The following is a 26,647-nucleotide window of genomic DNA, read 5'->3' on the forward strand; positions in this document are numbered from 1 at the left end:
AGGTTTGAAGCCAAGCCTATCAGTACTCCTGATAGTTTTCCATGTTTTCTACAGGAAATATACACATTTTTACGACTTAAGAAGAATTTCATAATACAAAATATCGATAATAATGCGATTGGGTACTGGTGTGTGGGAACTGGGTACCGATATGTGGCAATTGGAATGTGAAATGACTTTTACAATCCCAGTGTCCCTAGTTTCCAATCCCTTTTAATTCCTAAAATGTTAAACATTTGAATAAATTAGTTTAATATGACTTTTGCACTCCCCAGTTTTCCTATTAACCAAATGATTGGGCAAAGGACAATTCGACCCCATAGCGCTGCCGCCCTCTGTGGCATTACCTTTATCCAGGATACACTCATTGCTATTGATACTGCTAAAGGTCATTTGCTCTCAATTGACCCCCATTCTGATAATACAAAAGTTCTCAATCCCCATCAAAACCGTGAATTTACGGGTGTTACCGGGATTGCTGTATGGGATGATACTCTTTGGCTGACTCGGGACAATAGTGTCTATTTGTGTAAGTTAGCATCGTTGGGATTGGAGCACTTTGTCACCTTGCCATATCCTGCGGATGGTATTGCTGTTTGGGAATCTACTGTCTATGTCAGTTCTCAAAAGCTGGGGGATATACTGGTTTTCGATCGCAATACACGGAAACAAATTACTAAGTTTTACGCACCTGGAGTAGGAATAGAAAATTTGGCAGTGGATGAAGAAACGCTGTGGGTTTGCGATCGCACGGAGCAAAGTGTCTACTGCATCGATCGAGCAACTGGGGGAGTTCAATTTAGCGTACTAACCCCGTTTGACGAGCCTTCAGGTATAGCAATTTACAAAAATACCGAGACTGGGGAGAAAACTCTCTACATCGCCTATGCTTCTGAGGAACCCTATGTCCGAGATAACCCAAATGCCGACCCCAGTCACGAGCTATCATATCGCGATCGCACTTTTATTCATCCCCTACATTACCATTACAATCGAGAAAAACGCTATGCCCTCTCTAACGGCTATCTCTTAGAAATGTCTTACGTAGAGGAAATTGCGCCTTTAGATGAAGTTTATATCCCAGAGGTAGAATGGCGCATCGCTTTGCCATCAGAAACCGACCGCCAAAAGGTGAAACACGTAGAATATATTGGTTTGCCTTTTACAGAAGACATAGTCGATGGACAACGAGTTGCTGTCTTTAAATTTGATGCTTTGACTCCAGGCGAACGACATTTATTTGGTTGGAAGGCAATCTTAGAAGTCCGAGGAATTAAGTATCGTCTCACTCCGTCAGATGTAGAAGATCTTGACGAACCTACACCAGAACAGCAAGAGCGTTATTTAGTAGATAATGACGATTTGGCAATGGATACTAACATTGTCCGTCGCGCCGCCCGTGAAGCCATTGGAACGGAAACCAACTTGCTGCGAAAAATGTATAGCATTCGCAACTACGTTTATGATGAGTTGTCCTACGGTATTAAACCTCACATAGATACACCAGATATTGTTTTAGAAAGGGGTGTGGGTTCCTGTGGAGAATATGTGGGTGTTTTGCTGGCTTTATGTCGATTAAATGGGATTCCCTGTCGGACTGTAGGTCGATACAAATGCCCCAGCTATGCTGAGTACCAGCAAGTTCCCATGCAGCCCCAATACAATCATGTTTGGCTGGAATTCTACGTACCTGGTTTTGGTTGGTTACCCATGGAATCCAATCCTGATGATATGGGTTATGGCGGACCCTATCCCACCAGATTTTTCATGGGTTTGGGTTGGTATCACGTTGAAATTGGCAAAGGTATTTCTTTTGAAACTTTGACGAGTAAAGGTGCAAAGCTGACAAAAGAAGATGTTTCTATTGGGGAGTTGGCTATCAATCACATTCGTTTTACAATTCTCGGAGAATTACCTCCTTTCAGCGAGCAGTGAGCAGTAACCAGTAACCAGCAAGACTTACGCATAGCCCTCGTTTTTAACCTGAGTTCGACCCTTCATCTCGATTCGGTGGCTTTTCATCTCGTTCCCAGGCTCCGCCTGGGAATGCCTTTTTAGAGGCTCCGCCTCCTGACACTTGTGGAATGAGCTTTAGTTACTCTGCAACGGCTTCAGACACACTGTCTTCCGGACTATACACGTGCGAGCGCGGATTCTCAGCATGAAGCTTGTCGAGATAGGCGTGTAAAGCTTCTTCATTTAGGGAAAATGACAGCAAGCAGTTGTTTGTTAGAACCATTTCGCAATCAACCAAGCAGAACAGAGGTGCGAAATTGCATACTAAAGCTATTTTCGTACTTTGGAGAATTGCAACGGAGAGCAAAGAGAGAAAGAACTTCTTTCCCAGAGGAAGATTTACCCCGTTTGTGGATTTTAGCGACTTCGGCTTCCGATAATTTGTTAGAGAGTTTTGGCGCTAAACTAGAGTTAAAAAATTGGTTACAAGGAGTGTATTTTCTAAATGAGTCATTTTTATTCTTATAAATACGTATTTTCTCGTAATATTTAACAAATAATAAAACTTAAAGAAAAGATACGTAAAATTTCGCAGGCATATACAGGCAGAAGCTAAATAATATCAAAATTAGCTTACTTTGCTATGAAATGTATGAGTAAATTGTCGATCAAAGTTACAGGCTTGGTTCTACTACTGATTTGCGTTTACTATCTCGTTCAAAATCTTATATTTGCTAGTAGATATCATAGCTTTTTTTATCAAAGCTTCCCTGCTACTGGCTCAATGTTAGCATTAATTTTGGGTATTTTTACATTAATTTTCTTTCCCAAAAATACAGACAATCTCGGATGGATTTTATTGGGAATAAGCATGGTACTAGCTTTGTTAAGCGGAGGAGTTATCTTCCAAACTACAAGTTTATGGAATTTCTTTGTTGCTTTCTCAGCATTATCTGTAGGGTATAAACTCCTTGATGAAGGTAGATTGCTTTAGTTTTTATCGGTTTCATGAATGAAAAAGGAATTGGGTGTGGGAAATTGGTTTCTTACCCAACCTCTAACTCCTATTTTCGGAAGGTTTCACTGCGGAAAACTCGCAGATTGAGTTAAACGGGCAAAACCGACAGTGATAGCCGGGTGTTGGTGGAAAAATATCGCTAAATTTACTGTGTTTTTCTTGATATTTTTGCAAATCTTTTTGGTGTTTTTTAGCAATCTCCGATAATTCACGTTCAATAACGTCTAATTCTTTCTTAGAAACACTTATGATTTCCGAAGTTTTACAAAGTTCTAAATTGTAAAATGAGGCGATCGCCTCATACTGAGGATAGAGATAGCGAGCTGCTACTAGATAGACTAGTGCCTGTCTGCGATCGAAGGCAGATTTACCAGTTTTAAAGTCTACAATATGTAAAGTGCGATCGGACTCAATAAAGATGCAATCCATTGCAGCATACAAGCGAAAGCAGTAATGCTGCTGTTTCACAAAAATTGGTTTGGGAAAACCTTCATCACCACGGGTTAGCAAAAGAATACGTTTGCCCGAAAGCAAAGGAGTACTGTGATATTGGTTTAAAATTTGCAGAACTCGTTGCTTAACTTCATCTGTAAAGTGACTTAATTTCAGCAGTTGTGCAACTTTTTGTACGCCATCTGATTGCTTTAATAAATGTATCTGGTGATGAAATTCATAAACACCTTTCTGTGCTAGCAAGCCAATGCGTTGGGAAGCCGTCGCTTTTGCCATCAGAACTTTAACCTGAGGTTCGTGCTGCCGTGCTTTAATAAAACCGCGTCTCATTTGGCAATGCGAACGTTGCCCCACGGCTGGGGCAATTAAAGACCAAAGGTGATAGCTGGCAAAAGGCTGCTCTGAAATTAACATTGCTTTGACGCTTTGGCTTGGGCTGTAAGCCAAAATCCAACACGGTAAGGCAAGAAAAGATCTCTCCCCAACCATGCGGATTCTGTGAGTTCAGAAATTACTGATACTATTGTGGCAAATTATTAGAGATGTATCAGATGCTCTGTCACGATCTAGTAACCTTTCCAACTCAATTTCTACGTTCTCTCTCAACTCAGAGTCTGTGTCACTTACGTGCTTCTTGCCCAATAGAGCGCAATGTATTAAAAGTTATTACGATAAATGAAGAATTTGTTAAATAGAGTGAATGCCCACTACTAACTTCACATTCATCAACAAACAGGACTATGAAAACTGTAGCAAATTTACTGACATCGATAGTTGTAGCGAGCTGGGTGATGGGGATAGCAATCCTTTCAGTACAAAATGCCGAACCCGTATCATTAAAATTTCTGAATTTTAGGTCCGTTCAAATTCCCGTTGGTCTAGTTCTGGCTTTCTGCGCTGTTGTGGGAATAATTGGTACGGCGCTGCTGCAACCCCTATGGGGTCTTGCGGTTTCGGGGCAAAGAAATTCTCCAGAAGAAGATGATGCTGAATTTTTTACTGATGAAGATTATTAAGATTATCCCTGCCAATCTTCTAGTTGTGTCATTAAAAAATAACGCACGTGGTCAACAAATGTTCGCCCATCATTTGTATAGCCATGTCCCAATCCTGGAACAACATAACAAGCACCATCGGGAAAACGTTGAGCGCAAGCACGCGCATCTTGAACGCGAACCATGCGATCGCAATCCCCTACCAAAAATCGAGCGCGACGCGAAGGGTTAACTCGTTCAACGTAAGTCATGGGGTTGCACTCTCGGCTGTAGCGATCGCCATCTTTTAGCTTTTTCGCGACTTGCAAAACCTCGAGCCTGGGCTTTAAATCCGGTCGGACTTGTCTGAGGAGACCACCCAAGGGCGAAGCCGCCAAATCGGGCAATATATTGTAACCCCAGCTTTTGCCGAAAGACTGTAGGTTGGTATGACCAATTGTTCCCAACAATCGATCTCCAATCCCCAGAGACGTAAAAGCATACCCCGTTTGTAAAACTCCCATGCTGACGCCAAATAGTGCTAGTCGGCTATCTGTCAAACCGTAACACTGACAGCAAAAATTACGTACCGCGATAATGTCACGGGCTACACATTGAAAAATCCGCAACAAAAGTTCTGTATCAAACGCAATATTTCTCTCAAGTAACGGCTCAATCTCATTTTCCACCAAAGCGGTGAATGTGCGTACCAGACTGCGTTCGCCTGCAAAAGGAGTCTCAACCAAAGCAACAGCTATACCCATTTGCGTTAGGGTTGGCACTATAAAAGCATTCCAGCCATATGGAGCGGACATTCCTTGCAAACCTATAACCAATGGCGTTTGGTCTGGCGATCTGTTATGTGGTAAAAAAATTGCAACTGGAAAGCCGCTTAACTGTTCGTCAATGTCCTTCACTCCAGTTAAGTTAATTGGTTCGTCAAACCAATAACGATCGCCGTTAATACCATCAAAAGTAATTAGGTTAGATCCGTATACAGGCACGATTTTAATAAAAACTAAGAGTAAGATACTCAATACGTAGCATAAATTGTATAAATTTTAAATGCTTTAAGAAAAAATACGTAAATTAAAAATTTACGTATTTTTTTAAATAAATATTAATATTATCTTAATAAGAGCTTTAAGGTACTCTTGTCTAATATACGTATACTTACTGCGTAAGTAGTTACAGAGATTACATAGTCTTGCAAATATCAATAGTGTATTCCACCATGTTGACAAACCCCCAAACGATTTTGAAACGCTTGCAGGTTGTTACCAACACAGTTCTTGGTAAAGAAATGCCTTTAGAGACTCACGATCGCTACATTTTAGAACAGAAAATAATTCCTTATTTTCTCGAACGAGAAGAGTTTGCCAAAATTTTATTCGTAGGATGCGCTCCCTACACAAAACACTATGAGAAATGGTTTAGAGAAAAAGAATATTGGACAATTGATATTAATCCAGTAAAGACAATCTATGGAGCCAAAAATCACATTGTTGGTTCCATGAGCGAACTGAGCGATCGTTTTCCTGAAAACGATTTAGATGTTATCTTCTGCAATGGCGTTTTTGGGTGGGGATTGAACGAGCGAGAAGAAGTAGAGAAAGCATTTGCAGGTTGTTATCACTCTTTACGAAAAGGAGGGATTTTAATTATTGGTTGGAATGACGTCCCAGAGAGAAAACCATTTCCTCTAGAAACTTGTGAAAGCTTAAATCAGTTTCAACCTTATGAGTTTCCCCCTCTTTCTACTGCATTTTATGTCAACTTGACTGATGAATCAGACAAGCATAGATATAGTTTTTATGTTAAGGGTTAGTGGTTAAGATTAACTAGGACTTACGCAAAGCCCCCCTTTTTAAGCTACGGTGGTGTACAGATCTCTATAAAAGAGATGAAACATCGTGAAAAGGCAGAATTGAAATTAAGTTTCCCCCTTTTTTAAGGGGGGTTAGGGGGGATCGAAACCGCAAGAATACACTTTAGAAGACTTGTGTACACCACCCTAGCTTTTTAAGGAGAGATGGGGGATCGGCAACGCGTAAAATACCTAAAATACCGTTGAAGTTGCGTAAGTCCTGTTAACAACTAATAACTAACAACCAACCCTTATCAAGTCTATTTTGTCTCCATCCAATTTTCACCTGCACGCGCCTCTACAAGCAATGGTACAGATAGAGAGACTGCATTTTCCATTGTAGATTTAATAACGCTTTGCAGTTCTTCCCATTCCTCTGGTGGAACTTCAAAAACAAGTTCATCATGAACTTGTAGCAACAACCGGGCCTTATAATTCTGCAAAATATCGTGCAGTTTTACCATTGCGACTTTAATAATGTCAGCGCTAGAGCCTTGAATTGGCGCGTTGGCTGCAGCACGTAGCAATCCTGCATCGTATGGACCCAGATTCTTATATTTGCTGAGGTTTATATCTACAGGATTGCTACCTTTAAGATCGCGCAAACTATTGCTTGTAAAGTCAAAGTATCTCCGACGCCCAAAAATAGTTTCTACGTATCCTTGGGTAACAGCTTGCTTTTTCACAAACTCCAAATACTCAAAGATTTTAGGATAGCGGTTGTTAAACCGTTTAATAAACTCGTTAGCATCAGTTTTTTCTACCCCTGTAGAACGGGAAAATCTCTGAGAACCCATGCCATAAATTACACCAAAGTTGATAGTTTTAGCTAACCTTCGCTCATCTGATGTGACATCTTCTTTTTCAAAAATCAGCTTTGCTGTCACTTTATGAATATCCTCATTATTCTGATAAGCTGCAACTAAGACAGGTTCTTGACTCAAATGGGCTAAAATTCGCAACTCAATTTGTGAATAATCAGCAGCTACCATTAAGTAACCAGATTCAGGTATGAAGGCTTTGCGAATCTGACGGCTAAAAGCGGTACGAATGGGTATATTCTGTAAATTTGGATTGGAAGAAGACAAACGACCTGTAGATGTTGCTGTCTGGTTGAAGCTAGTGTGTACTCGTTTAGTATCCTCACGGACGAGTTCGGGTAATGCGTCTACATAAGTAGATTTCAATTTAGATAGGGTACGATACTCAACAATGGCATCTACAATTCCCGTTGTATCAACTTCTCTCAATTTTTCTAGTGTTGCAGCGTCAGTAGAATAACCTGTTTGGATTTTCCGGGAATGTTTAGTGCTTAACTTCAATTTGTCAAATAGTATTTGACTCAATTGTTTTGGAGAACCTAAATTAAATGTCTCTCCTGCCAAATTGTAAGCCTGTTGTTCAAACTTGGCTAAATCTGTTTCTAATCCACGGGATAGTTCTTGCAGATAAGCAGTATCTATACGAATTCCCCTGTACTCCATCTCTGCTAAAACTGGTTCTAGTGGTTGTTCTACTTTTAGTAATAAATTTTCTAAAGACCTATTACTTTCTGTATCTAAAAGACTGTTAGTAACATCAATTTTTTCGAGTTCTTCACGCAATTTTGGGACTAGTTGAAATGTGGTGTAAACATCCATACCACAGTAATTAGCTACGGAAGGGATATCTAAATCGGCAATAGTTTTTCCCTTAGGAACTAACTCAGAGTAACTCATTGCTATTAAACCCAAATAACGTTGGGATAAGCTACTAAGATTGTGGTTTCCATCTGGGTTTAAAACATAACTGGCTAGCATGGGGTCAAAGACAACTCCTGCAAGTTTTATTCCCTGACAGCGAAGAATTAAACGGTCAAACTTAGCATTTTGCAAAGTTTTAGGGTAATTTGCACTTTCAAGAATTGGGCGGAGTGCTTCTAAAGCTATTTCTAGCTCTAAATTTTCTCCAGTTTTATGACCGAGGGGAATGTAAGCGACTTCATCTGGTTCCGTTCCCCAACAGCAACCAATTCCTACTAAAAATGCATCTCTTGGTTCTAAATCGCTGGTTTCCGTATCCCAAGCAACAGGGTATTTTGGGTCTGTAAACTTTTGTAGCAGGTTGACTAATTCTGTTAGTTTTGCTGGAGTATCTACGATCCGGGGATGAATTGCAGAATCTGTCGGATTTTGTTGGGATGCTTCTGTATCTTCAGGACTAAAAAACCACACATCTTCACCTTCATAGGTGGGGAGTGGAAATGAGGTTGCGTCTGGTTCCTCTGTGCTTTCTGATGCTTCTTCAACCGTTCCGCCAAACTTTTGTTGGAGTTCGTTAATTTTGCCTAAAAAAGTTTTAAATTCTAGCTTTTCTAAAATTGGAATGATGTTATTAGTATCAAACCCTTTGAGAGTGCATTCCTCTAAATTAATTTCCAAGGGTACATTTAGAACGATTGCTGCTAAATAGCGAGATTTTTCCGCGTCTTCTTTACCTGTTTCTAATTTTTTCTGAGTTGCACCTTTTATTTGTCCCAATGAAGCATAAATTTTTTCTAGAGAACCATACTCCTTAAGCAACTGGACTGCTGTTTTTTCCCCAATTCCTCTGACTCCGGGAATATTGTCTGATTTATCACCGCAAAGGGCTTTGTAATCTACGACTTGGGATGGTTCAATACCCAACTTCTCTTTAACTTGTTCTACACTAAACTCGCTGATACCAGCATTGGTATTGCGTTTGAGAGCATCTGGGCTGAAATACAAAACGCTAATGTCTTTGCTGGGGTCAATAAGTTGGTATAAATCGCGATCGCCCGTCAGAATTTTGACTCTATACCCCGATGCTGCTGCCTTTTGTGCTAAAGTTCCCAACACGTCATCTGCTTCATACCCAGCAGCAGTGACAATTTTTAGATTCAACGCGTCCAGTAATTCTTGCAGGTTTTTTAGGTCAGGAATAAAATCTTCTGGTGTCCCCGGACGATCTGCTTTATACGTGTCGTCAGCTTCATGACGAAAAGTTGGCAAACCCAAGTCAAAGGCTATTGCCATTGCTTGGGGCTGTTCTGTTGCCATAACCTCTAATAGAGATTTCAGAAAGCCGAAACACACACTTGTGGGTATCCCTGTCTTCGTCCTCAATCCACCATCTTTTCCTTTCGCAAAGGCAAAGTACGAACGAAAGGCTAGGGAATGCCCATCTACAAGAATGAATGTGGGGTGTGTTTTCATTAAAAATTTGGAAGCTAACTGATGTTTGAGTGATACATATATTCTAACCAGTTGCTTCTACAAGGATCGTCATTTGTCACTGGTCATTGGTCGTTGATTCCCGACGGCGCAATGTCATCACACCCGCCGCCGACGCTGCTAACAATGCCATTGCAGTTGCAGGTTCGGGTACGGATTCGATGTTATCTTTACCAACATCAACAACGAACACAACGTCATTGAAATCGCGATCGGAAGAAATGCCTTCTGGTCCGGGTAAATCTTCAAAGCCTATTAATAAGTAATCATCGATTTCATAAGCAACTAAATGCTCTAATAAATCTGGATTTTTTGTTGGGTCTGCACCGTAAACAGGTCCATCAGGATTGTTAAACCCATCTGTTTTCATAAAGAAGTTGAGTTGCGATCCACCTGCTACTTTACCAAGCTCAACATAATCTCCAATATCTAAAGTCCCTGGGTTTTCGCCAAGCTGACACGCTGAATTCGCTGCTTGAGAAATGTCACAGGATACATCATTAAAAAGCAAACCTTTCTGAGAATTATTGCCTTTTACAGCTTCATAAGCTAGCTGGTTTTTATAGGTAGCACCTTCATTGAGAAACCAAATACGAACATTACTTTCGTTTTTCAAGCGAAGTTTTGTAGGGTCTAGTTTGGTTAATTTATCTTCTGGAATCGCAAGAGATTCTGGCTGTACGTACTTTTGATACTCAGAAATCAGAGTTTGAAATCCTGAAGTATCAGTTGACTTATCTTGTACCTCATAAGTTTTTGTCCAGTCACCCCAGGTAAACGTACTAGCACTTGCAGGAGCGACAGTAGAAAATACACCAGCGACTGTAGCGGCGGCGGCTATAAGTTTCTTTAGCTGATTTTTATTTATCATAAAACTCCTTTATAATTTCTTTTCAATTAAGTTAAATAATTGTAAATCTAAGCTTTTGAGCTACTGATTTCTACGTAATGTTTAAGCGTTACTCATTATTATTACGCCCGTGATTTTCTACGTCTACACTTAAATTTCATCTTCGCTAACTCTTTATCCCTAGGGTTTTTACTGAAAAAATTATGTAAAATTAGTGTAGTTTTCCGAAATCAAAACTGTCTCAAGTGAAGTCATGGGAAATTTCGCTCGAAGTAGATAATCGGGCAACAGGTATGAGGTATAGTTAAGATATGATTTGTTGCTCCATATCCCTTCTTACAATTCAAAACCCCAACTTCTTTGAGAAGTTGGGGTTCTTGCTCTTTGCGCCTATGAGAACAAATGCACTCAAGTCTTAGAAATATGCGATCGGGCTTGAGCCCTACTTGTATTCGTTCATATATATTCCTTGTTAACTGCCAAAATGGCACTAAGAGAATTACAGGTTTTTCCTCTAAATAAATATATTTCTGACGCAATCTTTCCCTATTCGCACCCTACAAATTAGCCACAGGTCGGACGCCAGTAGAGGTCATTCACTCCACCATGGAAAAAGCTTGCGCCCAAGCAGTTTCTAAAAAAGATCTTCAAATCGAAACTCAAAAATATCAGGATAAGCAATCCAAAAAGAGCTAACACTCTGGGAATACGCAGATCGTGGTACAAAAGATTCACCTCCCAGAATCTCTGAGAAAGCGGGCTTAATTATGGAACAACTTAGCGAACAAAATAACGAGCCCTAATGTTTTGTTATCGAAGAGGCGGTTTTATTATTATTAGAGGAATTTCAGCAGATGATTCTCGCTGTGGCTTAGGTTTATTTAAGTCTGACTTCAACATATGACCACCCAAGATAAGGTTTTTTCTGCTTGGTGGTGTATGTGATTAGACGCACCCCTATTTAAATAAAATTTTTTAATGGTTACTGGTTACTGTTAATGCGGCGACGACTAATTTTGAGCAATCCCACGACTCCCACGCCCAAAATAGCAAGAGCACTGGTAGGTTCTGGTATGTAAGCTTTACCATCTAAATTATTTTTGCCTATATCAACGACAAACACCACGTCGTTAAAATCGCGATCGCTTGCAATAGTCCCATTTCCTCCCTCTAGAGAACCCTCGGGTCCAAACAGATCCTCAAATCCCACTAAAAGGTAATCGTTATACTGATAAGCAACTATATGATCCAGACCGTCTGGATTTTGGGTAGCATCCTCACCGTAAATATTTTTGACGTTTGTGGCTGGATTTGTACCACCTGTGTCTTGAGGATTAGCTCCATTTGCTCTTAACCAAAAATTCAGTTGCGAACCGCCACTGATTGTTCCCAAATCAACATAATCACCAACATTTAAAGTTCCATTACTCTCAGGCTTTTCGCAGTTGTTGTTGTTTCCACTAATACATGAAACATCTTGAAAAATCAAATTTGCTTGATAATTTGAACCTTGAATAGTTTCGTAAGCCAATTGGTTGCGATAAAAACCCCCTTCGTTCAGGAACCAAACACGAACACCACTGTCCGATTTGAGTTGTAACCTGGAAGGGTCTAGCCTTCTGACTTGATTTTCAGGAATCGCGATTCCTTCTGGTTGCACAAATTGCTGAAGTTGCGGAATTAGCGTTTGAAAGCCCGATACGTCAGTTGTTCTTGATTGAACTGGATTTGCAACCAAATTATTCCATTCCGAAGTATTGGTTAATGAAGCTGCATTGACAGGTGCTACTACAGACGAAAAGATAGTACCTACAGTAGCTATAGCAGAAAAAACCTCTGTTAAGCGATTGTTTTTCATGGAAACCCTTTTATGTTTTGTAACAAGGCTACAAAATTGTTCACTTAAACGGAGCGCTAACTCTCACTCCAGTATCCTACGTTAATTAATCACTTTGATTTCAGTATCTATAGAAAGTATCAAGTATGAAGGATAAAGGATAAAATGTGTCATGAAAATCTGAAATTGGCTCCTTAAATACATCTAAGTGGAGTTTACTTCATACTTTATCCGTTATACTGCATACTTTATCCTTACTTAACATGGACTTTTCTGCTACTTCTAATATTCAACTGCTTGTCTTAGATGTTGATGGCACGATCGCAGGAAAATCTAATACAATCAGTGCAAAAGTCAAGCAGGCAATTTTTGCAGTTCAAGCACGGGGAATTCAAGTAGCGATCGCAACAGGGCGTATGTATCGTTCGGCTTTGCGATTTCATCAAGAAATTCGTTCTAACCTACCTTTAATAGCTTATCAAGGAGCGTGGATTCAAGATCCCGTTACCCAAAAGATTCTCAGTCATTTGCCTGTTTCCGAACACGCTGCACTTAAGCTTCTAGATTATTTTGAACAACCCGAACTGCGCCAACTTTTATCCGTACATTTCTATATTGATGACCAACTTTATGTTAGAGAAATAACAGAGGAAACAGCACTTTACGCTCAACGTTCGGGTATAAATCCTATTCCCGTGGGTGATTTGCGCCCCTTTTGTCACCGTAAACCCACAAAAATCTTAGCTTTGTGCGATGACAAAAGTGTCATCGAGCAGTTACTGGGGAATTTACGCCGCCAGTACACGCCAGCAGAACTGTATCTCACAACTTCTGTTGCTACATTCTTTGAAGCAACTCATCCTCTTGCCAATAAGGGACTTGGAGTGCGTTATTTAGCTGAAGAAGTGTTAGGGCTGCAAAGCGCGAACGTTATGACCGTGGGTGACAATTTTAACGATGCTGAAATGTTACAGTATGCTAGCATCGGTATCGCTATGGGCAATGCGCCAGAAGGAGTACAACGTTTAGCTCAATGGGTAGCTCCTGATGTAGAGGAAGATGGTGTAGCTGTTGCCATTGAGAAATTTTTACTTTCGTAAAAATCGTTCGTCCTTCGTCTTGAGTTGATAGTTGTTAGTTCTTGGTTGTTGTTTACTACCAACCACTAACCAAACAACTAAAAATCAGAAAGAGCACCGACGACTGGCCGTGTTTCGTCTCGGTGCTCTTGCTGGTTCGCTCCTCACACAAGAAAGAATGTACACCATTTTTTTTTGAGTGTCAATATTGTTTTGAGAAGTTTTAGATTTTTTACAAGATTGTTGGAAAGAGCCTCGGGAAAAGGGATTGCGAACTTTTTCTGCGCTCCTCAATCGAAGGGCTGCTTTTATAATTCTTGCGGGGCAAAAATACGAAACTTTTCTTCTAGTAAAAATTTCAACACAGTCTGAGTCACCATTACTAATCCAAGTCGCGCTTTTGCAAGTTCGGGAGAAGTTGTTTTGACCTCGCCGAAGATACGACACTGACCCCAAAAAGTTCCAAAAGCTTGACTGAGGTCTAACGCCGCTTTTTCCCAGTTGGCTGATTCAGGACGATGTTTCCAAAGAGAGTCACTTACAGGGCGAACGCAATCAAACAATTGGTCAGTCACTTTTACCAGTTGATTTATGAGACGGTAGGACGCTATTTGGTCAAATTGTAGTTTTTCGTCGCTGTCAAGCCAAGGAATAACATTGGGGATAAAAATATTTGACGAAACGATTTCATCTTCTTGACGTTTAATTAACCCCTCTTGTGTTGCTAAGCGCAAAAGGGAACAACATCGTGCATGAGCATACTGAGTAGTAAATAAGGCATCTGAGATTGAGGATTGGGAATTAAGGGATGCAGGGGACACGGGAGACACGGGAGAACTTTCTTCCTCGTCTACCCCTTCTCCCTTGTTGCTCAGTCCCTCAATAACACTTTGCAACCAAGCTGCTAACACCGGAGGGCTCACTTCTAAATGAATCCAACCGGGAGGGACAATTTTAATTATTAAATCATTGTCATAATTTTTTGATATATGAGAAATCAACCCGCTAGCTATCTCCAAAGGTGGTAATTTCTCAGATTTCGCTAATTTTAAGGCTATACCTGAGATATAAAAAATTTTCTTATCATCTCTACCTTGAGATAGAGGAATAAATTGCTCGGATGTATAGAGTCTCTTACTTGAAGCAGCATAAATACTTAAGGAAGATGCTAATTTACTATATATTAGCTGTTTTATAGCCGTGTATTTGCTGATATGTATCTTTTGATGCAAGAAGACCTCAAGAAAAAAAATCTGCCATTTTGGACTGTCATTCCATGTCATCTTTCCAGAGACATAAGTTTATTCTATGGAGAGAAAATTAGAATTATGCAAAATTTAATTAATTAGGGGTAAATTTTACTACCTTCATTGTACAGTAAGATGTATAACAAAAAGAGTAGATGCTAAATTGTCTACCTTTTTCATGGCTGGCACTGTTAGGATTAATGCTTGAAGTGCCAACAAGAAGACACTCCTTGCACCCATTTTTAACGTCTTTGTCTTCAGCCGAACGCTCTTTGTTACCTATGCAATCTCCATCCTCCTTTTCTGAGGCATCTCGTCCTTTTTTGACTTGGCAACGGATTCTTGACTGGGCTCAAGAACACTATCGCTGCCGCACCTTTAGCAAAGATGAACGCATTCCAGCCCGTCCTGGTTTGCTGTATCTAGTGCAAAGAGGTGCGATCCGTATGGTGGGAACTGCCCAAGTTAGCGCTACTGCAAGTCAGCTCACCTCTCGACGCATCAACAGAACACCAGAAGAAGCTTTTCTGGGTTTTGTGGGTGCCGGTCAGCCCTTTGAAATTGTTGCTCAGTCACCATTTACACTCCAGTCTTACGCCCACGTAGACCAAACAGCAGTGCTCTGGATGTACTGGCACGATCTAGACAACTGGCCTCACTTCCGCCGGGAAGTTATGGACGCTTTTAGATACCAGCACCAACGCAAACTGCTGTGGCTGAGTGCTCTAGGACAACGCCGCACAATTGACCGTCTCTTAGGATTCCTCACACTGCTTATTGAGGAATACGGAGAGCCCGCAATGAGTGAAACAGATCCCGATGTGATTCGCGGCTATTGCCTGCCTTTCCCCCTCACCCATGCCCAAATTGGCAGTGCCATTGGTTCAACACGTGTCACCGTCACCCGCTTGATGGGCAAATTGCGTCAGCGGGGCTTAATTCTCACTCAAGGCGATAATCTCATCTGCTTGCCAGCAGAGTCGATTAATAGAGCTAGTTAGCTCCGTAATTAGAATGTAGGTGTCAGCGAATTTTGACAAATCCTGCTTGAGTCACAAGTCCCTGTCCCTGCTGAGTGAGCAGTAAGTTAGCGTAAGCCATACTAGCTTGCTGTTAGAATTGCCCGGTCTGTTTGATAACAACAAACAGATTGCGCGTTATGGGATACCTTCCGGATCGGAAAGCCTCAGTGTTCAACTGATTCCATTTACCAGGACACGCATCGGGGAGAACAAACGATTCTGGATAGGGAGCAACAAATTGCCCCAGTGTTCTCCCTAGAGGTAAAGGCTTGATTGAACATTGAGGAACCACTTCGGGAGAAGAAGCGCAGTATATAACGCCGGGATTCTCAGTCAAATTTTGCAGCGATTGGGTGGTCGTACCGATCTTGTCCAAAGATTGACCGCCCAAAATGTTTTGTTAATTGCTGATGGCTAATAGCTAATAGCTAATTGTCAATTTTCTATTGGGCACTAGCCATTAGCCCCGCCTTGTATCTTAGGAGCAAAGACACTATGTGCAAGGCACACGCTCCGCGATGCCGTAGGCTATGCCCGTAAGGGCTATACGCCCTGCGGGTTCGCCAGTCCCCAGGGCGCGGGAAACCCGCCTACAGGGCTGGACTCACCAGTCGCCAGGGCGCGGGAAACCCGCCTATGGCACGAAAGTGCCACACACAAGGGAACGTACTGGGCTCACCATTAGCCATTAGCCATTAGCTATTAGCTATTAGCTATTAGCCATTAACGAATTCTCACAAATCCAGCTTTAGCAATTAATTCTTGACCTTGATTTGTCAGCATGAGATTGGTATAAGCTTCTCCTGCTTGTTGGTCGCTATTACCTTCTTGTTTGATAATTACAAATAATCTTCGGGTAATGGGGTATTGGTCTTTCTGGAACGCAACTGCATTCAATTGGTTCCGTTGTTTTGGACACTCAGATAGCGGAATGAATGGTTCCTGATAGGGTGGTACAAATGTATCTGAAGATTTTCCTAGCGGTAGGGGCTTAACTGTACATTGTCCGACAACTTCCGGTGCGGAAGCATAGTAAATACTTCCTCGGTTTCTCGCGACTTCTCGCAAAGCTTGTGTTGTTGTAGGAATATAGTTTATGTTAGTCCCAAACTGTTCGCCGCCTAAAACGTTTTCACTGAAAAATTCAACGGTTCCCCCTTCTTCTAAACGTCGGGAGTAAGGCAAAATGGGTAAATCGGGACCTCCTAAGGACTTCCAGTTGGTTATTTTGCCCGTGTAAATATCTTTGATTTGGGCGACAGTTAAACCTGGTACATTCAGTTCTGGATGCACTGCGATCGCAATCCCATCGAGTGCGACTGGAACTTCTCGCAGTGTAAAGCCCCGTTGGCTTGCTTGTTGGTACTCTTGGTTTTTGATGGGGCGTGAGGAATGAGAAAAAGCTAGTTGGTTATCAAGAAGCATTTTTATACCGCTTCCTGAACCCGGTGCCCCTGTGGTAGGGTTAGTGTACCGCAATTGAAATTCGGGAAAGACAGTTTGAATTGCTGGATCGACATCTTTTCTGATGGGTGCCCAAGTTGTGCTACCGCCATAACTAAATAATCCCGATGGCACTTTTGGGACTTGGGAAAAATTTTGATAATTCGATTGTTTGACTTGCCATGTCCCCTTATTACTGAAAGAACTCGCAATGATACCAGAAGTACTCAGCCACCAATAAACTATACCTAATAATCCCAGTGTAATTATTAGAGTTAGAGCTAAAACTGCGGTTTCATTCTTAGCAGCCATAAATGCTATTGGTTAGTGGTTAGTTGTTAGTAGTTGGGAGTTAGTGGTTAGTTGTTATTTAAACTACAAATAAAAGATTGAGATTTCGGATATTAAGTTTTTTTCTTTCAACTCTTAACGACTAACCACCAACCACTCATAACAATTTTAAAGTAACAGCGATAACAGTTTGTAAATTAAGCGGAATAGTGCAGTGGTGGCGATCGCTACCAAACTACCTGCAATGGGTATAACGATTAACTGTTGAAGACTTAACCCAACGTGTAAAATGGGGACAAAATATATAATTGCAAAACTGATAGCTGGAATAATTAATAAATCCCATCTTTCAATCCATCTTCTGGTTTGAGCAAATATAAGTATTGTTAGAATGAGCGCTGAACCTCCTAGGGTAACCAAAGGAGATTTTAATAAACTGAATAAAGCTATAGCAATTAATCCACTTTCAAACCCACTAAATGCTGCACTGCCTAATACCTCTATTACGGAAAATGGTTGTATTGCTTTTGTGTTTGGCGTTTGTAAAGAACCTGGCGATCCTTGACGGGGACTGATGCTTGTGGGGGGTATACCTTTAGTAGGTCTATCCAGAGCTTGTAAAACTTCCTGTGCGGACTGATAGCGCTGACTGGCTGCAGCCTGGAGCATTTTATCAAGAATCTTCGCCAGGTGAGGACTCACAGTTACGCGTTCGCGCCATTTCCACTGGTTGCTATAGGCATCAAATAACCGAGTCACGTCTTGTTCGCCTGTTAACAGTATCACACAGGTGACAGCTAATGCGTATAAATCTGTAGATGGAAAGATTTGACCGCCTGACATTTGCTCTGGTGGTGCAAATCCCATAGAATAAATGCCAGTTGAAGGGGTATTGGTACCAATAGGAGAGTTGGCAATTTGTTTGACTGCGCCAAAATCTAGCAAGTAGAGTTTTCCGTTGCGATGGCGCATGATGTTGGAGGGTTTAATGTCTCTGTGGATAATGTTTGCGTCATGGACGAACTTCAGAACTTTAAGAATTTCTCGCAGGATTTCTAAGACCTCTTGTTCTGAAAATCGACCTTTTTGAATTAATTCTTCCTCTAAATTGTGTCCGTCTATATACTCTTGTACTAAGTAAAAAAATTGTTCTTGCTGTCCGGCTTGCAAACTGGAAGCTAGGAGGGGGAAAAATGCAAATAAGTCGGGTATTTGCTCGTGTTGATTGCCTATCTGCTCTAAAACTTCTGCTTCTCTTTCAAATAAATCTTGTGCTAATTGCAGTTGGGTTGGGGAGAGATTTCCTGCTGGTTGAAATTGCTTAACTACACATTGTCGCATTCCTGGGGTATAGCGATCGCGTGCTAAGAATGCTGCTCCGAATCCCCCTCGACCTAACAGTTTTACTGGCAAATAACGTCCCACCAAAATTAGAGGCATTCCGCAGGTGATGCAATATTTTTGCTGCGCTGTTCTGAGGATTGCGCTATCATCTAAATCTGGAAAATAGTTCTGCGGACGAGGGCAGTGCGGACGGGTACAGTAAATTTCCATGATTTGTTTAATCGCTTCTCAAAAATTCGTAATTCGTAATATGCGCTTCGCAAAGGTAATTCGTAATTATTACCCCACCGATATCTCGGTTGGATTAAATAAACAAGAACCGCATTTTTTGGCTTTTTCATAACTGAGTTATGGTGTTTTTTCTAAATAGTAATTCGTTCGTAATTAATCATTAATTACGAATTACGAATTACGAATTACGAATTATGTAACTACATCTCAATCATCTTCAAGACCATTATTTCCTCCATCTAATACACTGACTGCCATGGCTTTCGGTACAGATTTTAACAACTCTAGATTCCAACCTGGGGTAGCAAACTGAGGCAGAATTTCCCGACTAAAGGCTTCTGCTGCTTTGGATCTGTAGCGATTGGGATTAAAAATTAGCCTCAGCATCCGTTTGACGATGACCCCTTCGATAGGCGCACAGTGCAGCAGCCCCATTTGTAACTCTTTAGCAATTGCTGAAGTTGAGACAAAAGCTGCTCCCAAACCAGATTGGACGGCATTTTTAATAGCTTCTATGGAATTAAGTTCCATTTCAACTTTAAAACGGCGCGTATCAATATCGGAGCGTGCTAGGACTTGGTCAATGACCTTGCGAATGGTAGATTGAGAATCCAAAGCTATGAATTGCAGTTTATATAGGTCTTCTCTATGGATTGTTTCTACTTTGGAAAAAGGATGGGAGACAGGTACAATCAGCGCCAGCTCGTCTTCAGCATATGGAACGATTTCCAAAGATTCTACAAGTTCGGCAGGAATTTCACCACCAATAATGGCTAAATCAACTTGTCCGTTTGCTACACTCCAGGCAGTTCTGCGGGTGGAATGGACGTGCAATTGTACCGCTACATCCGGATATTTTTGTCGGAACATCCCAATCATCCGGGGTAAAAGATAAGTACCCGTAGTTTGAGAGGCTCCCACAATGAGAGTACCGCCTTGCAGATTTTGTAAATCTTCTATAGCGCGACAAGTTTCCTGACACAAGCTGAGAATTTTTTCCCCGTAGCTTAGAAGTAAATGTCCGGCTTCGGTTAATTGAGCACGACGTCCTCCACGGTCAAATAACGGAACATCCAGCTGCCGTTCTAAGTTTTGCACTTGCAAACTCACGGCGGGTTGAGAAACGTAAAGGCTGTCAGCGGCGCGCTTGAAGCTCCCTTCTGCAGCGATCGCTTTCAGAATACGTAGTTGGTCTAATGTGAAAGGAAGGTCAGACATAAGGCTAAACCCACGAACAAGAAAGGAGCAGCAATCTTTTACAAACCAGCGTAATGAGCCTTCACAGTTGGGTAAGATTAAGAATGCATCTTAATACGTAGAGGCTGTTTCGATAAAGACAGTAGCATATCATCTTGACTAAAGTCTCCTTTTCTACTCTCCAAATGCTTTGAAATGGATGGTGATACGCTCGTGCAGTGCTACTGAAGATAGGGGGCTGGTATAAATTCAGCAAACACGCGACCTTGGGGTAAAATCCGCTGGGGGAGATTTTTTACATAGTTTGTGGTATTCGTTGTACTAAATTTGGTTTTCTTTAACTTACTTCATTTGTGTATATGATGTTGCCGGGTTGGTTAACCCTTAGTCATTTTGTCATGCTTGGGCTACTCTTGGGTTTTGCGATTGTCCACAGTGGAGGAGCTGCCTTGCGTCCTTGGGCAGAAAAATACATCGGATGTAGGCTTTATCGCATTCTTTTTGCGCTAGCTAGCCTGCCATTAGCTGCGATCCTCATCGTTTACTTTTTTAACCACCGCTATGATGGTATAGAGCTTTGGAACTTCCAAGGCGTATCGGGCATAGCGCAATTGGTATGGGTGCTGTCGGCAATTTCGTTTTTCTTTTTATATCCTGCTACATTCAATCTACTAGAAATCGCTGCTATCCAAAAGCCCCAAGTTCATCTCTACGAGACTGGTATCATCCGCATCACTCGCCATCCGCAAATGGTGGGACAAGTTATTTGGTGTATCGCTCATACTCTTTGGCTCGGTACTAGTTTTACTCTTGTCACTTCGTTAGGGTTAGTGTTACACCATTTATTTGGGGTTTGGCATGGCGATCGCCGTTTGAGCGATCGTTATGGTGAAGCTTTTGAAAAAGTTAAACAGCGTACATCAATCTTTCCCTTAGCAGCTGTTATTGACAAACGTCAATCTCTCGTATGGCAGGAATTTTTGCGTCCGTCGTATGTGGGAATCATTATTTTCGTGCTGCTACTTTGGTGGTCGCATCCCTTGTTAATTGAAGCAACAGGCAAAATAAGGTTATGATTCTAACACAAACTTAAATTTCTACAGCAGTTAATTTGACACTTCTTCCACAAAATCATATTCAACTGCTACCAAATCAATGTAGGATGAAATGAGACCAGTACCTTTGTGAGGGTTTTCCTCTGTAGGAAACTGGCAAGCCCGATGGGCGAATTAGCTGTCAGTAGGGGGCGCTTAGTTTTGAAATTTTAAATTTAGCAGTTGTTAAACAATTACTAAATGGGGAAAAGACTTGATAAACAGCCATTTTCTCTTCTATAATCAGTAGATACTGGTTAAAATGGAAAAAAATAAGCCAAAAAAATAAACCAAAGTAGACAAGTACTTGAGAGATCTCAATTAAGTGTCAGGAACTCCAAAAGTTTAGCTCGTTCTCAAGCTATCTGTTTCTAGAGAATATCGTGTTCTAGACTTGGCTAGTTCAAGCTCCGAAAAACTCGATCGGACTACCACATCAAGGATTTTTTCTTCGTTGTTATGGTACGTTAAGTCATAGAATTAGAGTCCCTGTCCAAAGATACTTGCTAATTTGAGTACAAAAAAACTTGGCAAGCAAACGGCTAAGTAAATATTTTAGATGGCAGCGGGCAGTGTGAGCCGGTTAAAATTTTCTGGCATTTTACTGGTTGTTCTCTAGTGACACAAATTGTATCTGTGCTGAATTTATTGCATGGTCGTGACACTACTGCTCCTCCTGCTGACAGCTTAGTTGATAACAAAAGTGTTTACTTCTAGAGGCATCATGGTGTTGTCGGTAAGTGAGCGGACATTTACTCAAGAAGTTTTAGAATCTCCAATTCCTGTTTTAGTCAATTTTGAAGCACCTTGGTGTGGTTTGTGTAAAATTATTCAGCCGTTACTGTTGCAGTTTAAATCGCAATGCGGAGACCAAATTAAATTGGTTGGCATCAATGCTGATGATAACTTCAAACTAGCGACTACTTATCGACTCAAATCACTACCAACTCTACTTTTAATAGAAAACGGTACAGTCAGGCAGCGTTTAGAAGGTTTTCGCGGGCGAGAAGATTTGCTTCAAGCCTTAGAAGAAATCAAAATCTGCTACGTCAATCGACCCAAAAGCTACCAAAAATCAAAAGTAGCTGATTTAAATTATAGGTCAGCGTAGCTAGTTGGTTGGTTGGTCGTTAGTTGTTAGTTGTTAGTTGTTAAAAAAGCTACTAACTACTAACAACTAATTCATGAGTAAAAAAACATACTAACCACTAACCACCAACCACTAACCGCTAACCAAAATATAAAACCAAGCTTAATTACCCCACCCAATTACTGTCGGGTGGGGTATTTTATCAAAGAGGGTGTGTGTCACAATTATTAACAGTTCCGACAAATTAATCAACAAAAGGACGAAGTATGAAGTATGAAGGATGAAGGGTGAAGAATAGACATAGCGAGCTCAGCCTCAATCGTTGATACTTTATCCTTTACACTTCACACTTCTTTAAGTCAAGAATTCTAAAAGTAGGCGTCAGTGATGGAAGTAATCTATCAGTATGCATGGCTGATTCCAGTATTGCCACTTCTTGGGGCAATGCTGGTCGGTCTGGGGTTACTCTCGTTGAATCAGGTAACTAACAGCTTGCGAAAGTTAAATGCGTCACTCATCATATCCTTAATGGGAGCCGCGATGGGTCTTTCGTTTGCTTTGTTATGGAGTCAAATTCAAGGACACCCCTCTTACACCCGTACCTTAGAATGGGCTGCAGCAGGTAATTTTCACCTGACCATGGGTTATACTATTGACCATCTGGCAGCCCTGATGCTAGTTATTGTGACCACTGTAGCCTTCTTGGTTATGGTTTATACAGATGGTTACATGGCCCACGATCCTGGATATGTCCGGTTTTACGCCTATCTCAGCTTGTTTGGTTCCTCAATGTTGGGTTTGGTAGTCAGCCCCAACTTAGTACAGGTTTATATCTTCTGGGAACTCGTTGGGATGTGTTCCTACCTATTGGTCGGTTTTTGGTACGATCGCAAAGCAGCAGCAGATGCGTGTCAGAAAGCGTTTGTGACCAACCGCGTAGGAGACTTTGGATTGCTGCTAGGCATTCTAGGGCTGTTCTGGGCAACGGGAAGCTTTGATTTTGATGTGATGGGCATTCGTCTTGGAGAACTCGTTCAGAACGGTTCTTTAAGCAATTTGCTTGCCATATTGTTTGCGATTTTAGTTTTCCTAGGCCCGGTTGCTAAATCTGCCCAATTCCCGCTTCACGTGTGGTTACCAGATGCGATGGAAGGTCCAACTCCCATCTCAGCCCTGATCCATGCAGCAACAATGGTGGCAGCAGGCGTTTTCCTAGTTGCCCGGATGTACCCAGTTTTTGAACACGTTCCTGCGGCAATGAATGTCATTGCCTACACCGGAGCATTCACAGCATTTTTGGGTGCGACAATTGCGATTACTCAAAACGACATCAAAAAAGGTCTGGCATATTCCACAATCTCCCAATTAGGTTACATGGTAATGGCAATGGGAGTAGGTGCATACACCGCAGGGCTGTTTCACCTCATGACCCACGCCTACTTCAAGGCGATGCTGTTCCTTGGTTCCGGTTCCGTCATTCACGGTATGGAAGGAGTCGTCGGACACGATCCGGCTTTAGCACAAGATGTCCGGTTGATGGGTGGGCTGCGGAAGTATATGCCAGTTACGGCAATCACCTTTTTAATTGGTTGCTTGGCAATTGCCGGTGTTCCGCCCTTTGCTGGTTTCTGGTCAAAAGACGAAATCCTTGGGGCAGCCTTTAACGCGAATCCGCTTCTGTGGTTTGTGGGATGGCTGACTGCGGGAATCACCGCTTTTTATATGTTCCGGATGTACCTAACCACTTTTGAAGGAAAATTCCGGGGCAATCAAACTGATAAGTGGGAAAAACTCAAGTCCCCAATCGGGATGGCACTCGTGGCTGGGTTCGATACAAAACGTGCTTTTGGTCCCGGTGCAATGACAACAGGAGAACTCGAAGATTCTTCCAAACACCAGCACGATAACCACGGACACGACGCACACGGTCACGGACACAGCGAATATCCCCATGAATCACCGTGGACAATGACCCTGCCATTAGTTGTTTTGGCATTTCCTTCCATGCTCATTGGTTTGCTAGGGACTCCTTTTGCCAATTACTTTGAGGAGTTCATCTACTCTCCCAATGAAACATTAGAGGAAGTAGTAGAAAAAGCAGCTTCGTTCAACCCAACGGAGTTCTACATTATGGCAGGAAGTTCAGTAGGAATTTCCTTGATTGGAATTACTCTGGCTCTCCTAACATATTCCTGGGCTAAAATCAACCCCGTAGAGATAGCAGCAAAAGTAAAACCACTTTACGAGCTATCCCTCAACAAGTGGTACTTTGACGACATCTACCACCGCGTATTTGTCCTTGGTTTGCGCCGTCTGGCGAGACAAGTTATGGAAGTTGACTTCCGTGTAGTTGACGGTGCGGTAAACCTCACTGGATTTTTCACCCTCGTGAGTGGTGAAGGTCTAAAGTACTTAGAAAATGGTCGCGCTCAATTTTACGCCTTAATCGTTTTTGGGGCTGTGTTGGGCTTAGTGATTGTTTTTGGTGTCACTTAAAAATCTTTCAGTAAGTTTAGGGATTTCCCAGAAGTCTTTTGGGTGTTCGTGGCATAACCACACCCCCTCATCCTCGTTCCCAGGCTCCGCCTGGGAATGTGTATTTTGTAGGCTCAGCCTCGATTTCGTGGCACGAGGCGAAGCTTCCCGATCTGCATTCACAGGTTCTATCTGGGAACGAGAAAACGAGGAAATGTAAATTTATGTAAAGCCCTTAGCAATAGCAAATAACATTCTCACGTACTGATTTTATTAAATCAACCTAAGAATGAAGCGCAAAACCCGCAAAAACTGTTAGTAAATAGCTAGTAGTTGATAGCCGAACCTTATTGTTGCTGACTGACGACTTGTGATGAATACAGCAAATTTTCCATGGCTGACGACGATTATTCTTTTCCCGATAGCGGCGTCACTGCTAGTTCCCTTGATTCCTGATAAAGAAGGCAAAACAGTGCGCTGGTATGCCCTAATCGTAGGGTTGATAGATTTTGCATTGATTGTTTACGCTTTTTACAACGGATACGACTTCTCCAATCCAGACTTACAGTTATTTGAGAGTTACAGCTGGATTCCGCAACTCGGTTTGAATTGGTCGGTAGGGGCAGATGGTTTGTCTATGCCCCTTATTATTTTGACTGGATTCATTACCACACTGGCGATGCTAGCAGCATGGCCCGTGACGCTTAAGCCAAGGTTGTTTTACTTCTTGATGCTAGCGATGTACGGCGGACAGATTGCCGTATTCGCAGTACAGGATATACTCCTGTTTTTCTTGGTTTGGGAATTGGAATTGGTGCCAGTTTATATACTGCTTTCCATTTGGGGCGGTAAAAAACGGCAATATGCGGCAACCAAGTTTATTTTGTACACTGCAGGTGGTTCGCTGTTTATCTTGATTGCTGGTTTAACAATGGCATTTCACGGCGGTACTGTCACTTTTGACATGCAAGCGCTGGCTGCCAAAGATTATGCAATCAACCTGCAACTGTGGCTTTACGCTGCGTTTTTGATTGCTTATGCAGTCAAACTGCCAATTTTCCCTTTGCATACGTGGTTACCAGATGCTCACGGTGAAGCAACAGCCCCAGTACATATGTTGTTGGCTGGTGTTCTGTTGAAAATGGGCGGTTATGCTTTGATTCGCATGAATGCCCAAATGCTACCAGATGCCCATGTCATATTTGCTCCGGTGTTGGTGATTTTGGGTATTGTAAATATTATTTACGCTGCCCTCACATCATTTGCCCAACGCAATCTGAAACGGAAGATTGCCTACTCCTCAATTTCTCACATGGGCTTTGTGGCCATTGGTATTGCTTCCTTCACCGACTTGGGTTTGAATGGAGCCATGCTGCAAATGGTTTCTCACGGTTTGATTGGAGCGAGTTTGTTCTTCTTAGTGGGAGCCACTTACGATCGCACCCACACCCTCATGCTGGATGAAATGGGTGGTGTTGGGAAGAAAATGGGTAAGATGTTCGCCATGTGGACAACTTGTTCTTTGGCATCCCTAGCATTACCTGGAATGAGTGGTTTTGTCGCTGAGTTGATGATTTTTGTTGGGTTTTCCACCAGTGACGCCTATAACCCCACCTTTAAGGTTATTGTGGTGTTCTTGATGGCAGTAGGAGTTATTTTGACTCCGATTTATCTGCTGTCCATGCTGCGGGAAATTTTCTACGGCAAAGAGAACGAAGAATTAGTGGCTCATCAAAAACTGATCGATGCCGAACCCCGCGAAATCTTTATCATTGCCTGCTTGTTAGTACCAATTATCGGTATTGGATTGTATCCGAAGTTGCTAACTCAGGTCTACGATGCAAGCACCGTACAGCTAACAGCACGCTTGAGAGATTCCATACCCGCTTTGGCAGACGAAAAAGCGCCTGCGGTATCGTTTAATGCGCCTGCGATTGGAAATTAAA

General features: G+C 41.9%; 20 protein-coding genes and 1 pseudogene. 11 read left to right on the forward strand and 10 right to left on the reverse strand.

The genetic code is table 11. The features are described 5' to 3' along the window. Positions 1-255 precede the first annotated feature (255 nt). The 3 genes from HC643_RS25130 (at position 256) to HC643_RS25140 (ending at position 2,950) form a co-directional block, all read left to right on the forward strand. Positions 256-1,935, forward strand: a complete 1,680-nt coding sequence (locus HC643_RS25130; protein WP_038091857.1) for a transglutaminase domain-containing protein — start codon at positions 256-258, stop codon at positions 1,933-1,935. Between the two features lie 273 nt (positions 1,936-2,208). Continuing rightward, positions 2,209-2,484: a hypothetical protein gene (locus HC643_RS25135; RefSeq protein WP_202048653.1), complete on the forward strand. Its 276-nt coding sequence runs from the start codon at positions 2,209-2,211 to the stop codon at positions 2,482-2,484. A gap of 124 nt (positions 2,485-2,608) precedes the next feature. Further along, positions 2,609-2,950, forward strand: coding sequence for a hypothetical protein (locus HC643_RS25140; protein WP_038091893.1), 342 nt, complete (start codon positions 2,609-2,611; stop codon positions 2,948-2,950). 63 nt (positions 2,951-3,013) lie between these two features. Here HC643_RS25140 and HC643_RS25145 read toward each other — a convergent pair whose 3' ends face one another. Beyond that, entirely contained in the window at positions 3,014-3,841 is an 828-nt protein-coding gene (locus HC643_RS25145; RefSeq protein WP_038091891.1) for a PD-(D/E)XK nuclease family protein, read from the reverse strand. Positions 3,842-4,167: 326 nt separating this feature from the next. On the opposite strand from HC643_RS25145, the gene HC643_RS25150 reads away from it, so the two are divergent. Then, the gene (locus tag HC643_RS25150) at positions 4,168-4,443 is read left to right on the forward strand and encodes a LapA family protein (RefSeq protein WP_038091855.1); all 276 of its coding nucleotides are present in this window, start codon (positions 4,168-4,170) and stop codon (positions 4,441-4,443) included. A 2-nt stretch (positions 4,444-4,445) separates the two neighbouring features. On the opposite strand, the gene HC643_RS25155 is transcribed toward HC643_RS25150, so the two are convergent. Then, a complete protein-coding gene (locus tag HC643_RS25155) occupies positions 4,446-5,405 on the reverse strand; it encodes an alpha/beta hydrolase family protein (protein ID WP_038091853.1) in 960 nt (319 codons plus the stop codon). 230 nt (positions 5,406-5,635) lie between these two features. Here HC643_RS25155 and HC643_RS25160 point away from each other — a divergent pair, with 230 nt between their 5' ends. Further along, on the forward strand, positions 5,636-6,229 hold the full coding sequence (locus HC643_RS25160; RefSeq protein WP_038091839.1) for a class I SAM-dependent methyltransferase: 594 nt from the start codon (positions 5,636-5,638) through the stop codon (positions 6,227-6,229). Positions 6,230-6,528: 299 nt separating this feature from the next. On the opposite strand, the gene polA is transcribed toward HC643_RS25160, so the two are convergent. The 3 genes from polA to HC643_RS25175 form a co-directional block, all read right to left on the reverse strand. Further along, positions 6,529-9,483 carry a DNA polymerase I gene (gene polA / locus HC643_RS25165; protein WP_167844751.1) on the reverse strand — a complete coding sequence of 985 codons (2,955 nt, stop codon included), beginning with the start codon at positions 9,481-9,483 and terminating at the stop codon, positions 6,529-6,531. A gap of 76 nt (positions 9,484-9,559) precedes the next feature. Next, entirely contained in the window at positions 9,560-10,372 is an 813-nt protein-coding gene (locus HC643_RS25170; protein WP_038091835.1) for a DUF4114 domain-containing protein, read from the reverse strand. Positions 10,373-11,333: 961 nt separating this feature from the next. Continuing rightward, entirely contained in the window at positions 11,334-12,209 is an 876-nt protein-coding gene (locus HC643_RS25175) for a PEP-CTERM domain protein (RefSeq protein WP_050045178.1), read from the reverse strand. Between the two features lie 242 nt (positions 12,210-12,451). Between HC643_RS25175 and HC643_RS25180 the strand changes: the two genes are divergently transcribed. Then, positions 12,452-13,288 (forward strand): Cof-type HAD-IIB family hydrolase, encoded by an 837-nt coding sequence (locus HC643_RS25180; protein ID WP_038091831.1) that lies wholly within the window; start codon positions 12,452-12,454, stop codon positions 13,286-13,288. Positions 13,289-13,575: 287 nt separating this feature from the next. Here the strand turns inward: HC643_RS25180 and HC643_RS25185 are convergent, their stop codons facing one another. After that, positions 13,576-14,550, reverse strand: a complete 975-nt coding sequence (locus HC643_RS25185; protein WP_082051585.1) for a DALR anticodon-binding domain-containing protein — start codon at positions 14,548-14,550, stop codon at positions 13,576-13,578. Between the two features lie 245 nt (positions 14,551-14,795). Here HC643_RS25185 and HC643_RS25190 point away from each other — a divergent pair, with 245 nt between their 5' ends. Beyond that, positions 14,796-15,515, forward strand: coding sequence for a Crp/Fnr family transcriptional regulator (locus HC643_RS25190; RefSeq protein WP_011318554.1), 720 nt, complete (start codon positions 14,796-14,798; stop codon positions 15,513-15,515). Positions 15,516-15,537: 22 nt separating this feature from the next. Here the strand turns inward: HC643_RS25190 and HC643_RS25195 are convergent. From HC643_RS25195 to HC643_RS25210, 4 genes and pseudogenes are all read right to left on the reverse strand, one after another. Beyond that, positions 15,538-15,936: pseudogene (locus HC643_RS25195) on the reverse strand (phosphate ABC transporter substrate-binding protein); the annotation flags it as partial. A 323-nt stretch (positions 15,937-16,259) separates the two neighbouring features. Next, the gene (locus HC643_RS25200) at positions 16,260-17,291 is read right to left on the reverse strand and encodes a PstS family phosphate ABC transporter substrate-binding protein (protein ID WP_038091828.1); all 1,032 of its coding nucleotides are present in this window, start codon (positions 17,289-17,291) and stop codon (positions 16,260-16,262) included. Positions 17,292-17,438: 147 nt separating this feature from the next. Further along, positions 17,439-18,824 carry a serine/threonine-protein kinase gene (locus HC643_RS25205; RefSeq protein ID WP_038091826.1) on the reverse strand — a complete coding sequence of 462 codons (1,386 nt, stop codon included), beginning with the start codon at positions 18,822-18,824 and terminating at the stop codon, positions 17,439-17,441. 228 nt (positions 18,825-19,052) lie between these two features. Continuing rightward, on the reverse strand, positions 19,053-20,063 hold the full coding sequence (locus HC643_RS25210; RefSeq protein ID WP_050045176.1) for a LysR family transcriptional regulator: 1,011 nt from the start codon (positions 20,061-20,063) through the stop codon (positions 19,053-19,055). A gap of 338 nt (positions 20,064-20,401) precedes the next feature. Between HC643_RS25210 and HC643_RS25215 the strand changes: the two genes are divergently transcribed. The 4 genes from HC643_RS25215 (at position 20,402) to ndhD1 (ending at position 26,646) form a co-directional block, all read left to right on the forward strand. After that, a complete protein-coding gene (locus tag HC643_RS25215; protein ID WP_050045175.1) occupies positions 20,402-21,118 on the forward strand; it encodes an NnrU family protein in 717 nt (238 codons plus the stop codon). Positions 21,119-21,860: 742 nt separating this feature from the next. Then, positions 21,861-22,247, forward strand: a complete 387-nt coding sequence (locus tag HC643_RS25220; RefSeq protein WP_038072392.1) for a thioredoxin family protein — start codon at positions 21,861-21,863, stop codon at positions 22,245-22,247. A gap of 423 nt (positions 22,248-22,670) precedes the next feature. Continuing rightward, a complete protein-coding gene (locus tag HC643_RS25225) occupies positions 22,671-24,722 on the forward strand; it encodes an NAD(P)H-quinone oxidoreductase subunit 5 (RefSeq protein ID WP_419723337.1) in 2,052 nt (683 codons plus the stop codon). 352 nt (positions 24,723-25,074) lie between these two features. Next, the gene (gene ndhD1, locus HC643_RS25230; RefSeq protein WP_038072387.1) at positions 25,075-26,646 is read left to right on the forward strand and encodes a photosynthetic/respiratory NAD(P)H-quinone oxidoreductase subunit D1; all 1,572 of its coding nucleotides are present in this window, start codon (positions 25,075-25,077) and stop codon (positions 26,644-26,646) included. The last annotated feature ends 1 nt before the right edge of the window (position 26,647 follow it).

Origin of the sequence: Tolypothrix bouteillei VB521301, assembly GCF_000760695.4 — a bacterium.
GTDB classification, from domain to species: domain Bacteria; phylum Cyanobacteriota; class Cyanobacteriia; order Cyanobacteriales; family Nostocaceae; genus Scytonema; species Scytonema bouteillei_A.